The organism is Curtobacterium sp. AB7 (assembly GCF_044909335.1).
Taxonomy (GTDB): Bacteria; Actinomycetota; Actinomycetes; order Actinomycetales; family Microbacteriaceae; genus Curtobacterium.
Genome location: NZ_JBIYED010000001.1, coordinates 324,350 through 338,183, shown reverse-complemented (window position 1 = coordinate 338,183; position 13,834 = coordinate 324,350). Strand labels below are relative to the sequence as shown.

At 71.7% G+C, this 13,834-nt stretch carries 12 protein-coding genes; 3 read left to right on the top strand and 9 right to left on the bottom strand.

From position 1 onward, the window contains the following. The first annotated feature begins 90 nt into the window (after window positions 1–90). Entirely contained in the window at window positions 91–1,521 is a 1,431-nt protein-coding gene (locus ABH929_RS01710; protein WP_263055293.1) for a nucleobase:cation symporter-2 family protein, read from the top strand. On the opposite strand, the gene pucL is transcribed toward ABH929_RS01710, so the two are convergent. The 7 genes from pucL to ABH929_RS01675 all read right to left on the bottom strand — a co-directional run bounded on the left by pucL (window position 1,518) and on the right by ABH929_RS01675 (window position 8,376). Beyond that, window positions 1,518–2,435, bottom strand: coding sequence for a factor-independent urate hydroxylase (pucL, locus tag ABH929_RS01705; protein WP_404559894.1), 918 nt, complete (start codon window positions 2,433–2,435; stop codon window positions 1,518–1,520). The two genes, ABH929_RS01710 and pucL, sit on opposite strands and share 4 nt — an antisense overlap. Window positions 2,436–2,441: 6 nt before the next feature. Next, the gene (uraD, locus tag ABH929_RS01700; RefSeq protein ID WP_404559893.1) at window positions 2,442–3,239 is read right to left on the bottom strand and encodes a 2-oxo-4-hydroxy-4-carboxy-5-ureidoimidazoline decarboxylase; all 798 of its coding nucleotides are present in this window, start codon (window positions 3,237–3,239) and stop codon (window positions 2,442–2,444) included. 167 nt (window positions 3,240–3,406) lie between these two features. Beyond that, complete coding sequence (locus ABH929_RS01695; RefSeq protein ID WP_404559892.1) at window positions 3,407–3,889, bottom strand: FBP domain-containing protein; 483 nt, start codon at window positions 3,887–3,889, stop codon at window positions 3,407–3,409. 181 nt (window positions 3,890–4,070) lie between these two features. Beyond that, complete coding sequence (locus tag ABH929_RS01690) at window positions 4,071–4,853, bottom strand: class I SAM-dependent methyltransferase (protein WP_404559890.1); 783 nt, start codon at window positions 4,851–4,853, stop codon at window positions 4,071–4,073. A 40-nt stretch (window positions 4,854–4,893) separates the two neighbouring features. Then, window positions 4,894–5,805 carry a helix-turn-helix transcriptional regulator gene (locus ABH929_RS01685; RefSeq protein ID WP_404559889.1) on the bottom strand — a complete coding sequence of 304 codons (912 nt, stop codon included), beginning with the start codon at window positions 5,803–5,805 and terminating at the stop codon, window positions 4,894–4,896. 114 nt (window positions 5,806–5,919) lie between these two features. Next, entirely contained in the window at window positions 5,920–7,179 is a 1,260-nt protein-coding gene (locus ABH929_RS01680) for a hemolysin family protein (protein ID WP_111083594.1), read from the bottom strand. 153 nt (window positions 7,180–7,332) lie between these two features. Then, on the bottom strand, window positions 7,333–8,376 hold the full coding sequence (locus ABH929_RS01675) for a M23 family metallopeptidase (protein WP_404559888.1): 1,044 nt from the start codon (window positions 8,374–8,376) through the stop codon (window positions 7,333–7,335). A gap of 161 nt (window positions 8,377–8,537) precedes the next feature. On the opposite strand from ABH929_RS01675, the gene ABH929_RS01670 reads away from it, so the two are divergent. Continuing rightward, window positions 8,538–9,032, top strand: coding sequence for a hypothetical protein (locus tag ABH929_RS01670; RefSeq protein ID WP_111083592.1), 495 nt, complete (start codon window positions 8,538–8,540; stop codon window positions 9,030–9,032). A gap of 33 nt (window positions 9,033–9,065) precedes the next feature. Here the strand turns inward: ABH929_RS01670 and ABH929_RS01665 are convergent, their stop codons facing one another. Together ABH929_RS01665 and ABH929_RS01660 are read right to left on the bottom strand one after the other, a co-directional pair. After that, the gene (locus ABH929_RS01665; RefSeq protein ID WP_404559886.1) at window positions 9,066–10,757 is read right to left on the bottom strand and encodes a cation:proton antiporter; all 1,692 of its coding nucleotides are present in this window, start codon (window positions 10,755–10,757) and stop codon (window positions 9,066–9,068) included. A gap of 27 nt (window positions 10,758–10,784) precedes the next feature. Next, window positions 10,785–11,150 carry a hypothetical protein gene (locus ABH929_RS01660; RefSeq protein WP_404559885.1) on the bottom strand — a complete coding sequence of 122 codons (366 nt, stop codon included), beginning with the start codon at window positions 11,148–11,150 and terminating at the stop codon, window positions 10,785–10,787. 193 nt (window positions 11,151–11,343) lie between these two features. Between ABH929_RS01660 and ABH929_RS01655 the strand changes: the two genes are divergently transcribed. Then, the gene (locus tag ABH929_RS01655) at window positions 11,344–13,554 is read left to right on the top strand and encodes an NADP-dependent isocitrate dehydrogenase (protein ID WP_404559883.1); all 2,211 of its coding nucleotides are present in this window, start codon (window positions 11,344–11,346) and stop codon (window positions 13,552–13,554) included. The last annotated feature ends 280 nt before the right edge of the window (window positions 13,555–13,834 follow it).

Below are 13,834 nucleotides of genomic sequence, written 5' to 3'. Positions count from 1 at the left end.
TGACCGACGCGACCCACGCCCGTCATCCCGGGGAAACACGGGCTGCATAGCGTCCGGAGCACAGGGAAACCACCGCTCGAAGGGGACGCCATGACGACCGAGAAGACACCGCGCACGACCCGGAGTGACGACGGCGTCGACTCCGTCCCACCGCTCGCCAGGCTCCTGCCGCTCGGACTGCAGCACGTGCTCGCGATGTACGCGGGCGCGATCGCCGTCCCGCTCATCGTCGGCGGAGCCCTCGGCTTCGACAGCGCCGACCTGGCCTTCCTCATCAGCGCCGACCTGTTCGTCGCGGGCCTCGCCACGATCGTGCAGTCCGTCGGCTTCTGGCGGTTCGGGGTCCGGCTGCCGCTCGTGCAGGGCGTCACGTTCGCCGCGGTCGGCCCGATGATCGCGATCGGCACCGAGCACGGCATCACCGCCGTCTACGGGGCGACGATCGCGTGCGGGGTCTTCATGGTGGTGGTCGCGCCGTGGTTCGCGCAGCTCGTCCGGCTGTTCCCGCCGATCGTCACCGGCACGGTCATCCTCATCATCGGTCTGTCGCTCATGAGCGTCGCGGCCGGCTGGGTCACCGACGGTGGGAAGGACGGTGCTGCGGACCCGCTCGACGTGGCGTTCGCGGCCGGGGTGCTGCTCGCGATCGTCCTGGTCGAACGGTTCGCACCGCGCGGCCTCGCGCGGGTGTCGGTGCTGTTCGGGCTGCTGCTCGGTACCGTCGTGGCGCTGTTCGTCCCCGGCATGGTCGACGGGTCGGGCATCGGCGACGCGGGCTGGTTCGCCTTCGTCACGCCGTTCCACTTCGGGCTGCCGACGTTCGACCTCGCCTCGATCGTGTCGATGCTCGTCGTCGGGCTCGTGATCATGACCGAGACCACCGGCGACATGATCGCGGTCGGCGAGGTCACCGGGCGTCCCGTGTCGAAGCGCACGCTCGCCGACGGCCTGCGGGCGGACGGACTCGGCACCGTCGTCGGCGGGGTGTTCAACACGTTCCCGTACACGGCGTTCGCGCAGAACGTCGGGCTCGTCGCACTGACCGGCGTGCGCTCCCGGTACGTGGCGACGGCGGCCGGCGGCATCCTCGTCGTGCTCGGCCTGGTGCCGAAGGTGGCCGCGGTGGTCGAGGCGATCCCGCACGCGGTGCTCGGCGGCGCCGGCGTCGCCCTGTTCGGCATGGTGGCGGCGTCGGGCATCAGGACGCTGTCGAAGGTGCGGTTCGACAACCGGAACGTGCTCGTCGTGGCGCTGCCCCTCGGTATCGCGCTGCTGCCGACCGTCGCCCCGGAGATCTACGGGCAGTTCCCGACCTGGTTCACCCTGGTGTTCGACTCGGGGATCTCGGCCGGTGCCGTCGCGGCGATCCTGCTCAACCTGCTGCTCGGCTCGCGTTCCGTGGCCGAGCGGTACGGCGAGGACCCGGCGGTCGGTTCGTACGACGGGGTGCGGTCGACGGCGCCGATCGCACTGCCCGACCCGCACGGATCGCGCGAGCCGAGCAGCGAGCCCTCGGCCTAGACGAAGGCGGGCAGGTGCTCCCACGCACCGGGCGCCTCGGCCACGCCGTCGCGGACGACCGTCCCCTCGATCAGCCCGTAGGGACGGTCGGCCGCGATGAACACCTCGTTCTCGTTCGTCAGGTCGAACGGCGACAGGTCCACGACGAAGTGGTGCTTGTTCGGCATCGCGAACCGCACCTCGGCGAGCTCCGGCCGCAGCTCGATCGCCGCGCGGCCCATCTCCCACAGCGTCTGCTGCAGGGCGAGTGAGTGCACGGTGGCGAACTGCTCGAGCATCACCGCGACGACCTCCTCGTACAGGGCGTCGTAGGCGATCCCGGCCTCGACGGCGGACGGCAGGTACCGCCACCGCGCCGTGACCTCGGTCGCCATGATCCGGTCGGTCGTCTCCGGCAGGGTCGTGAACCGCGACCGCGGGAAGCCGTGGAACTCGGAGCCGGTCGACTTCAGGACGACCAGGTCCTTCACGCCGCCGGTGACGTGGCGCTCGCCGGCCTCGACGTGCACCGTCGCCAGGCGGGTGCCGGTGCCGGTGCGGCGGAACGAGTGGTCGTGCGGCTGCCCGTCGACCGTGATGCGTTCCCACGGGTGCACCTCGGCCTGCCAGAGCCCGCCCTCGACCCAGTCGAACTCGCTCGTGAACTGGTCGGCGAGCAGTGCGAGGAAGTCCTCCGGGGCGCCGACCCCGTGCTCCTTCGCCAGGGCGAACACGGTGTTCTTCTGGGTGTCCGTCGCGACGATCCGGGAGTTGTCGCCGCTGGTGAACGACCCGGCGAACGCCTCGCCGATGAGCTGCGACGTCACGGTCAGGTCGGCGATCTCGTGCCGGTCACCGTGCCGGGTCACCCGCACCAGGCGGTTCTCGGCCTTGCCGTACTTGTTCGGTCCCAGGTGGACGGTGGTCTCCGACATGGCGGGTCAACTCCCTCGGTAGGTGCTGTAGGCGAAGGGGCTCAGCAGCAGTGGGACGTGCAGGTGCTCGGTTCCCGTGACGCGGAACGCCACGGTCACGAACGGGTGGAAGGTCGGCACCCCGGCAGCGGCGAAGTACGCCCCGGTGTCGAAGCGCAGCACGTGGTCGGTGCGCGCGAGCACGTCGGGGCCGAGTGCCGCACGGCCGTCGGCGTCGGTCGAGCCGGTCGCGACGACGTCACCGTCGACGGTGCTGAGGGTCAGGCCGACGCCGACCGCCGGGGTCCCGGTGGTGGCGTCGAGCACGTGCGTGGTCAGGTGCGGCACGGCGAAGGTCGCACGGATGCGGTGCAGGGCGATGTCGGACAGGGCAGCGGCGGCCTCGCGCGTCTCGACCGCCGGGTCGCCCGCGAGGCGCCGGTCGAGCTCGGCCAGCAGCTCCTCGGGGGTCCGGCCGGCGGCCCGCACCAGGAACACCCGCCCGAACCGCTGCTCGTACGCGGCGTTGCCGTCGGCGATCCGACCGGTCACCGCGTCGTCGGCGCTGCGCATCGACGACTGTTCGCGGGCCGACGAGGCATCGGTCGTCCGTTCGCCGATCCGCGGGTGCTGCGCGAGGGCGTGGTCGAGCTCGGGCACACCCCACGACGCCGACTCGGCACGCGCCCGGTCGAGCAGCGCCGGCACCGTGCCGAACGGGCGCGCGGCCACCAGGGCGTCGACCCACGCGGGCACGTCGGCCCAGCGCCGGATCACCGCGGCAGCGTCGGGGGCGGTCGCGTCGTCGAGGTCGCCGAGATCCATGTGCCGAGGCTATGGAACGCCCGTTTCACCCGCGTTACCGGGCGGTTTCCCCCGCAACGCGACCGGCGGCCCTGAAACGCCCCCGGGGAGACGTTCCGCGCGTACGAGGACGGAAGAAACGTCCTCCGACGCGCGGAACGTCCTCCGACGCGCGGAACGGCCCCGGCTCAGACCTCCGTGGCGAAGGACGCTGCGCGCAGCTGCAGGTCCTCGATGCGCCGCAGGCGCGCGGCCTCGACGTCGTAGCCCTCGTAGGCGGGCGGCGGCAGCTTCCGGACGTTCCGCGAGCACTGGAAGTCCTGGCAGACGAGCGTGCCGACGGTGTCGCCGTTCCGTCCCGCCTTGCCGGACCGCTTCGCGCTGTAGAACACGACGTCGTTCGGCAGCTTGACGTCCTGGCACCACGAGCACTGGGCCCGTGAGCGCGACGAGGCCTCGGCCTGCCGGAACACGATGCCGACGAGCGTTCCGTCGAGCGTCGGCAGGACGGCGTACGCACGCCGACCGATCTTCGGGTCGCGCCAGCCGAGGAAGTCGAGCGCGTCCCAGTCGATCGTCTCGAAGTCGGCGGGCAGCGTGATGTCGGTCGTCTCCTTGCGGGAGGCGTTGACGAAGGACGTGCGGAGGGTCTTCTCCGTGATGGGGAGCATGGTGCATCGCTTTCGAGCGGGCCCGGGGCGTGCGGAAGCACACCGCACCGGGCGGAAGGAGGTCAGGGTTCGACGAGGGCGGCCGTGCCTGCGGCACGACCGGGGGCCTCACGCCCTGATGCCGGCGTCACGGGCGCCGACCACCTCCTGGAAGCTCACCCGACCAGCCTACGTCGACGTGTCAAGCGGCGGGGACGGCCGTCACGAGGACGAGGGCGCCCTCGTAGGTCGGCCGGATCCGCAGCGCCCCGTGGCGCCGGTCCCACTCGCCGGAGTCGAGCGCGGTGCGGAGGGCGGCCACCGATCGCCGTGCGGTGAGCTCGTCGACGAAGCTCCACGCCGAGTTCGCCTTCCGGGCGCCCGGGTCGAGCAGGCGCTCCGGTCGGGCGTAGTACGCCTCGGAGAAGCCGTCGACGCACGTGAACGGGATCGGCAGCGGGGTGGTCGTGACGGTGTCGTCGCCAAGTGCGGCGGCGATGCGGTCGAGCGCGGGGTAGCGCCGGGCCTCGGTCGCCATCACCTCTGGTGCGTACTCCGCGAGCCAGAAGTCCTCGACGCGGGCCGGGTCGCACGTCAGGATCACGATCGGACCCCGGGTCACCCGGCGCAGCTCGGCGAGCCCGCGTTCGAGGTCGCCCCACTGGTGCACCGAGAACGTCGTCATCGCCGCGTCGAACGAGTCGTCGTCGAAGGGCAGGTCATCGGCGGTCGCGTCGATCGCCGTCGACAGGGTGTCCGGTCGTTGGGCGCGCATCGACGCCGAGGGTTCGACGGCCGTGACCTGTCGGTCGGTCGGCTCGTAGGACCCGGCACCGGCCCCCACGTTGAGCACGGTGCGAGCGTCGCCGAGGGCCTTCGCGATCGCCCGTGCGAACGTCGGTTCGGGACGGCGGTACTGCCGGTAATCCTGGCCGATGCGGGAGTAGTCGGCGTCCCCCGCTGATCCGTCCGTCGTCCTGGTCACGTCCCCAGCCTACGAACCCCGCACCGGGCCGACCAGCGGTTCAGTCGACCGACTCGGACTCGGACTCCGCCGCGCGCAGGGCCGCGTACTGCTCGGCCCGTTCCGTCGCGGCCCAGGTGCCGAGCAGGGCCAGTGACCGCTCGGACTCGCTGCCCGGCTCGGCCGAGTACGTGAACAGGGTCAGGCCGGGGTCGGCGACCAGGTCAAGCGCCTCGTACGACAACCGGAGCTCGCCGACGATCGGGTGGTCGATGCGCTTCCCGCCGGCGCGCTGCAGCCGGACGTCGTGCGCGGCCCACCAGCCGCGGAACTCCTCGCTGCGCGTGGAGAGCTCTCCGACCAGGGTGATGAGTCCGGGCTCGCACGGGTTCGACACCGCGGCTGCCCGGAGCACGGCGACGGCGTCCTTCGCGGTCTGCGCCCAGTCCGGGAAGAAGTCGCGGGCCGCGGGGTCGAGGAACGTGAAGCGTGCGGTGTTCACGGGGCGCCCCGGGCCGGCGAACATCGGCGAGTACAGCGCGCGACCGAGCTCGTTCGTCGCGACGACGTCACCGCGTTCGTTCCGCACCCAGGCAGGCGCTCCGGTGATGGCGTCGAGCAGGCGCTGGACGCCGGGGCGGACCCGGGTGGGGACGGTGCGGTGCATCGTCTTGGCGCCGGAGTTCGCCAGTCGGGTGAGGTCCCACAGGTGGACGCGCTCGTCCTCGTCGAGCTGCAGGGCGCTCGCGAGGCCCTCGAGCACGCTGTCCGAGACCCCCTTGAGCGATCCGCGCTCGAGGCGTGTGTAGTAGTCGACGCTCACACCGGCGAGCATCGCGACCTCGTGCCGCCGCAGCCCGGGGACGCGTCGGACCCCGCCGCCGAACGACGGCATGCCGACCTGCTCGGGGGTGAGCCGCGCTCGCCGGGAGGACAGGAAGTCGCGGATCTCGTTGCGCACGTCGATACCCATGGGGAGAGCGTACGTGGCAGTGCTGTCCGTCCGGCAGGCCCTGGCGGTACCCGCCGGGCGGACGGGAGGCCCGTGGCGGCGCCGCCACGGGCCTCCCGGTCAGCTGCGCGGAGTTCAGAGCGTGACGTCGGCCGTGATCCGCACGCGCGCCACCCGGTGACCGTCCATGGCGGTCACCTCGAGGCGGTGTCCGCCGGCGGCGACCACGTCGCCGACCTCCGGCACGCGGTCCAGGTGGACCTGGACGAGCCCGCCGACGGTCTCGTAGTCGCCGTCGGGCAGTGCCGGGCCGCCGTCGGCGACGAGGTCCTCGAGCACCGTGGACCCGTCCACGCCGTCGTGCTCGGCCGTCGGTTCGTCGTACTCGTCGCGAATGCGGCCGACGAGGTCCTCGAGCAGCGCCTCGAGCGTGACCATGCCCGCGCTGCCGCCGTACTCGTCCACGACCAGGGCGATCTGGTGCCCGTCGGTCCGCATGTCCGCGATCGCGCTCGACAACGACTTCGTCTCCGGCAGTGCGAGCACCGGGCGCACCAGGGTCGACACCGGTGCGGACGGGTCGCTCGGCCGGAGCAGGTCGCGGAGGTGCACGAAGCCGTCGACCTCGTCGCGTCCGCCGGAGGTCACGAGGTACCGGGTGTGTCCGACCTCGATCGCGTGGTCGGTGGCCTCGGCGATGGTCAGTGCGGCGTCGATCGTGGACACGTCGTACCAGGGGCGCATCGACTCGCGCAGGATCCGGTCACCGGCGTCCAGCGCGCTCCGGGCGATCCGGCGGCCCTGCTCGTCGACACCCGTGTGCTCGTCGACGAGGCCGCGGAGCTCCTCGGTGCTCATCGACTCGCTGCGGGCGTTCGGGTCGCCGCCGAGTGCGCGGACGACGAGGTTCGTCGAGGCCGACAGCACCCAGATCACGGGGCGCATCAGGGTCGCGAAGCGGTCGAGGGTCGGCGCGACGAGCATCGAGAAGCCCTCGGCCCGCTGCAGGGCGAGTCGCTTCGGCACCAGCTCGCCGAACACGAGCGACAGGTAGGCGATGACGAGGGTCATCAGCACGAGGGCGACCGTCTCGGCGGCTCCCTGGCCGAGTCCGAGCCCGGTGAACAGGGGCGCGACGTCGGGCGCGATCGACGAGGCGCCGTACGCGGCGGAGAAGAACCCGGCGACGGTCACACCGATCTGCACGGCCGCGAGGAACCGGTTCGGGTCACGCCCGAGTTCGGCGACCCGCAGGCCACGGGAGCCCCGGCGTTCGAGCTGCTGCAGCTGCGACTCACGGAGCGAGACGAGCGCGATCTCGGCGGCGGCGAAGACCCCGCCGACGAGCACGAAGAGGATGACGAGCCCGAAGGCGATCCAGGTGTCGGCGCCCATCAGCGGGCAGCTTCCTCGGATCGACGACGGGCGGGCGGTCTGTGGTGATCGTCCATGCCTGTGAGTCTGCACAGGGCGGCTGGGACGTCACCCCACCAGCGCTCGACGTCTGCTGTGCATCCGGGGTGCGTGCGGGGTGGGTGGTGTCGGGGGCTACGTCGTCAGCGAGCGGCCGATGCGAGCTTCGAGCCACGCCTCGGGGTCGATCGGGGTCACGCCGTCCATCAGGACCTCGAGGTGCAGGTGCGCGCCGGTCGAGACGCCGGAGGAACCCACGAGTCCGATGAACTCACCGGCCTCGACCTGGTCGCCGACCTTGAGCGGTGACGACCCCGGGATCATGTGCCCGTAGAGCGTCGACACCTGGCGGCCGTCGATCTCGTGGTCGATGATCACGGCGTTGCCGTACGAGAAGTACGTGCCCGAGATCCGGACGGTGCCCGCGGCGACGGCACCGATGGCCGTGCCCATACCGGGCGTGAAGTCGAGGCCCTGGTGCAGCGAGGAGCACGCGCCGCACGGTGCCGAGCGGTAGCCGAAGCCCGAGCTCATCTGCACCGGGCCGGGGAACGGGGAGCGGACCGCGCCGCCGTACGAGACGGCTTCGCCGGCGATGCCACTCGTGTCGGCCGTGCCGCCGGTGGTGACGACCCGGCGCGGAGTGCCGCCGCCGACGGTGAACCCGTCGCGGTCGAGCCCGGTCGCGGTGACCGCCTGGGTGACCGCGTAGTCCTGGGTGCGCACGATCGGCGCGATGGTCGAGGTCGCCATCGAGGTGCCGGCGCTGGCGTGGGCGGGCATCGCCGAGGCGGCGAACATCGCGATCGCAGCGGCCGCGCTGGTCAGGGTGATCCGTCCGGCACGACCGGACCGGGAGGCCCGTGGGGCCTTCGCGACGCTCGTCACGGCGGCAGCGGGGCGGCGGACCACGCGCGTGATGCGGGTGTCGACGTGCTCGGTCGTCGCGCGGGCTGCGGTGGCGCGGCGGCCGACGGACTTCGCGACCGTTGCTGCCTTGGCGGGCTTCGCGACCTGCACTGCCTTGGCCGGCTTCGCGACCTTGGCGGGCTTCTCCGGCTTGTCCGCTCGGCGCTGGGGCTTCCGGGCTGCAGCGCGCTCGGCCTCGAGGGCAGCGCGACGGGACAGGTGCACCACCGGGGTCTCCGGGTGCTGGTCGAGTTCGGGTGCAGTCGTCATGGCCGCCCACCATTCTGCACGACTCTGTCGCTTTGTACAGGCCCCACCGTGATCTTTTCGTTACCGCGGGGCTGGGAGGCACCTGATCACCGAGAGCTCGGACGTCCCCCGACCGTCCGCCATCGGTACCGTCGTGGGAAAGCGACGGAAGGACCCGCACCATGGCCCGATCGCCGCGAGAGCGGCCCGCGCAGGTCGACCTCGGCACCGCCGACGTCGTGCTCGCCGGCACCCAGGAACTCCTGCCCGTGCTCCGCGCCGCCGCGGTGCGCGCGGGCATCGACGCCGCCCGCATGCGGGTCATCGGTGTCGACGACCTGCCGGATCCCGAGGAGACCTGGGACGCCGAACTCGCGGTCATCGCGATCCGGCGCCCCGGTGACGACCCCGCGTTCCACCGTGCGCAGGCAGCCGCTGAGCTCATCGATCCGCTGCTCGTGCCGCACGCCGTCCGGATCGTGGTGACGGTCTCGGGGCTGACACGGTTGGCACCCAAGGTCGAGCGCACCCTGACGTCCGAGGTGCTCCACCAGATCGACGCCGCATCGGCGCCGTCGGGGTTCGAGCGGCCGTTCCGCAGCATGCGCATGCGGCTCGGGCTCGCAGCACTCCGGGCCGCCGGCGTCCGGGTGTTCCGGGTGTCGATCGGTACCTGATCGGCCAGACGGGGCCTGATCGGCTGGCCGTCGTCAGCGGGCAGGCGCCCCGCGGAGCTCGAGGGCGATCTGCTCGGCGTCGAGGTTCTGCAGCATCGACTCGAGCACCTCGGCGTCGAAGGAACCGTCGTCGCGGGCGTCGAGGATCGCCGCGCGCTGCGCCTCGAGCACCGCGAGTCGTCGGGCCTTCTCGCGTCCCATCCACGCCCGGAGCTCGGCCGGGTCGGCTGCCTCGAGTTCTTCGCGTGCCCGAGGGCCGGCCTCGCGGGTCCCGGGGACGTCCTCTGCCGCCGTCCGCATGAGCTCGAGCAGCCGCTTGCGCTCCTCGGTGTCCTGCGCCGATGTGTCGGGTGCGGGGGCGGCGATCCGACGGAGCAGTGGGCCGATCGTGCCGCCCTGGACCACGAGCGAGAGCAGTGCCACCGCGAACGCGATGAACACCAGGAGCGATCGTTGCGGCGTCCCCTCGGGCAGGGTCTGCGCGGCGGCGACGGTCACCGCCCCGCGCATGCCGGCCCAGACCACGGCGGTGCCCTCGCGCCAGCCCAGTGGCGCCTTCGTGTAGTACGCGATGTCCGCCAGGGTGCGGCGGACGCGCGTCGTGAACCGGTCGAGTTCCCGCTCCGAGGGTGCTCGGTTGCCCGGCCGGTGCTCGCGGATCACCTCGCTCATCGCGTCGCGGTCGCCGGCGTGCATCTCGGCGAAGCGTTCCTGCATCCGCTCGCCGCGCTTGGCGGCCGCCGACAGCGCGAACAGCAGCGGGACGACGTACGCGGCCCGTACCAGCACGGTGAGCACGAGGGCCCCGACGGCGATGAGCAGCGCGGGACCGATGCCCGCGTGCTCCCGCTGCACGTCGCCGAGGATCCTCGCGAGTTCGAGCCCCATCGTCAGGAACACCGCGCCCTCGAGCACGAGCTCGATGGTCTGCCAGTTCTGCGCGTCCGACAGGCGGTGCCCCGGCGGGAGCCTGCGCGGCCCGACGATCCCGGTGAACAGGCCGGCGACGACCGCGGCCACGAGCCCGGACCCACCGAAGTGCTCGGTCGGCAGGGCGGCGACGAACGGCACCGCGAAGGACAGTGCCGTGTTCACCGCGGCGTTCGGCACCCGGGCACGGACGAACACGTTCACCCAACCGACGAACCAGCCGATGACCACGGCGATGGCGACGGCCTTGGCGAAGTCGCCGAGCGCACCCCAGAACGAGAACGATGCACCAGCGGTGAAGACGGCCGTGCGCAGGAGGACCAGGGCGGTGGCGTCGTTGAGCAGCGATTCGCCGTCGAGGATCGAGATCGCCCGGCGCGACACCGAGGTCTGCTTGACGATCGAGGTGGCGACGGCGTCGGTGGGACTGACGATCGCACCGAGGGCGATCCCCCACCAGAACCCGAGGTCCGGCACCACCCAGGCGAAGAACAGGCCGAGCACCAGGCTCGACGCGATGACGAGCAGCACCGACAGGCCACTGATGGCGCCGAACTCGCGCCGGAAGTTCATCGACGGCATCGACACCGCCGACGAGTACAACAACGGCGGCAGGACCCCGGCGAGGATCCACTCCGGCTCGATCTCTGCGTCCGGGATGAACGGCAGCAGGCTCGCGATGATCCCGACGACGACGAGCACCAACGGTGCCGCGACCCCGATGCGGGGCCCGAGCACGGCGGCACCGGCGATGGCGATCAGGGCGATGACGCCCACGACGAGGAGTTCGGTCACCGGTCCAGCGTGGCACCGTGCGCGCGATCAGGTCCCGTCGGGTCCGGCGCTGTGGACTGCCCCCGCCTGGACGGACGGGTGTGGAGGGGCGGCGTGGGCGACGACCGCGACGCTGCCGACCGCGAGCACGAGCGCCAGGGCCCCGGCGCTCACCGCTGTGCCGATGCGGCGGAGTCGGGAGCGTCCACCGCGGTCGCGTGGGGCGAACCGGGCCAGCCCGCGGCGGGGTTCCGGCCCGACGAGCCACGGACCGGATCCGTCGACGTCGTACGAGAACGGCCCGCTGCCGTCCGGCGCGTACCGGAACGGACCGCTGCCGTCCGAGGCGTAGGCCGAGCGGAGGTCCTCCGCGGTCCACCCGAAGTCCTCCGGTGTCGCACGTGTCGTCGCCATGATCGCCCTCCTGCGGCTCTGGAACTGCGGAAGACCAGTCCACCGAGCGTTCCTATGAATCGACAGTGCGCCTCCAGGACGTCTGCCGTGTCCCTGCCGGACGCAGGCCGGACCATGTATCTTGATGTCGAGACATCCCGCACCACGAGTAGCGTGGACGTACCGACGGTCGAACAAGGGAGTACCCGCCAGCATGGCCAAGATCATCTACACCCTCACGGACGAGGCGCCGTTCCTCGCCACCCACTCCTTCCTCCCGGTCATCCAGGCCTTCGCCGGCACCGCTGGTGTCGACGTCGAGACCCGCGACATCTCGCTCGCCGGCCGGATCATCGCCCAGTTCCCGGAGCGGCTCACCGACGAGCAGCGCGTGGACGATGCCCTGGCCGAGCTCGGCGAGCTCGCGAAGACCCCCGAGGCGAACATCATCAAGCTGCCGAACATCTCGGCGTCGATCCCGCAGCTCAAGGTCGCGATCAAGGAACTGCAGTCGCAGGGCTACGACCTGCCCGACTACCCCGACGAGCCGAAGACGGACGAGGAGCGCGACGCCCGCGCCCGTTACGGCCGCGTCCAGGGCAGCGCCGTCAACCCCGTGCTGCGCGAGGGCAACTCCGACCGCCGCGCTCCCCTGTCCGTCAAGAACTACGCCCGGAAGCACCCGCACCGCATGGGTGCGTGGAGCGGCGACTCGAAGACGAACGTCGTCACGATGGGCGTCGACGACTTCCGCTCGAACGAGAAGTCCTGGATCGCCCCCGCCGACGACGTCCTGACGATCACGTTCGTCGCCGAGGGTGGCGAGACCCAGGTCCTCAAGCAGTCGATCCCCGTCGTGCAGGGCGAGGTCGTCGACGGCACCGTGCTGCACGTCGCGGCGCTCGAGGCCTTCCTGCAGGACCAGATCCAGCGCGCCGCGGCCGAGGACATCCTGTTCTCCGTGCACCTCAAGGCGACGATGATGAAGGTCTCCGACCCGATCATCTTCGGCCACGTCATCAAGGCGTTCTTCCCGTCGGTGTTCGAGCGCTTCGGTGCCGACCTCGCCGCCGCCGGGCTCACCCCGAACGACGGTCTCGGCTCGATCCTCGCCGGGCTCGACGCCCTGCCGAACGGCGCGGAGATCAAGCAGGCCTTCACCGACGGCATCGCCGCGGGCCCCGAGCTCGCGATGGTCGACTCGGACAAGGGCATCACGAACCTGCACGTCCCGAGCGACGTCATCGTGGACGCCTCGATGCCCGCGATGATCCGCACCTCCGGCCACATGTGGGGCCCGGACGGCGACGAGCACGACACCCTCGCCGTGATCCCGGACTCGAGCTACGCCGGCATCTACCAGACCGTGATCGACGACTGCCGCGTCAACGGTGCCTTCGACCCGGCGACGATGGGCTCCGTGCCCAACGTCGGGCTCATGGCGCTGAAGGCCGAGGAGTACGGCTCGCACGACAAGACCTTCGAGGTCCCCGGCGCGGGCGCCGTCCGCGTGACGAACGCTGCCGGTGACGTCGTCATCGAGCACGACGTCGAGCCCGGTGACATCTGGCGTGCCTGCCAGACCAAGGACGTCGCCATCCGCGACTGGGTCAAGCTCGCCGTCACCCGTGCCCGCGCCTCGGAGACCCCGGCCGTCTTCTGGCTCGACGAGACCCGTGCGCACGACGCGAACCTGATCGGTCTGGTCCGCCAGTACCTGGGCGAGCTCGACACCGAGGGCCTGCAGATCGAGATCCTCTCGCCGGAGGACGCCATGCGCTTCTCGCTCGAGCGCATCCGCCGCGGCGAGGACACCATCTCCGTCACGGGCAACGTCCTGCGCGACTACCTGACCGACCTGTTCCCGATCATGGAGCTCGGCACCTCGGCGAAGATGCTCTCCGTCGTCCCGCTGCTCGGCGGTGGTGGCCTGTTCGAGACCGGTGCCGGTGGTTCGGCGCCGAAGCACGTGCAGCAGCTCGTGCAGCAGAACTACCTGCGCTGGGACAGCCTCGGCGAGTTCCTGGCCCTGGCGGTCAGCCTCGAGCACCTCGCCGGTGTGACGGGCAACGACCGGGCGAAGATCCTCGGTGAGACGCTCGACCGTGCCACCGGGACCTTCCTCGAACAGGACAAGTCGCCGGGCCGCAAGCTCGGCTCGATCGACAACCGCGGCAGCCACTTCTACCTCGCCAAGTACTGGGCGGAAGAGCTCGCAGCGCAGACGACGGACACCGAGCTCGCCGCGTCGTTCGCCGAGATCGCGGGCAAGCTCGACGCGCAGGAGCAGCAGATCGTCGAGGAGCTGAACGGCGTGCAGGGCCACCCGGCCGACATCGGCGGCTACTACCGTCCCGACGACGCCAAGACGAGCGCGGTCATGCGCCCGTCCGCCACGTTGAACGCGACGCTCGCCGCGCTCTAGACGCACGCACCTGACGGACGGGAGGCCCGGTGCCAGCCGGCACCGGGCCTCCCGTCCGTCGTCGCGCGCGTCCACCGCGACCGCCCCGCCCCGTCCCCGCCCCGTCCCCGCCCGTCGTCCCGCGCAGCGCCCCTCGAGGTTCCGAAATCTCGGCATCTCGCGCCGCGAACGGGCCGTCTCTGGAACCTCGGCGAACCTGAGCGGCGTGTTGTGGAACCTCGCGACGGCGCGACCTCGCGGCCGCACGAACTCGGGGCAGCGCGACCTCGCGACGGCGCGC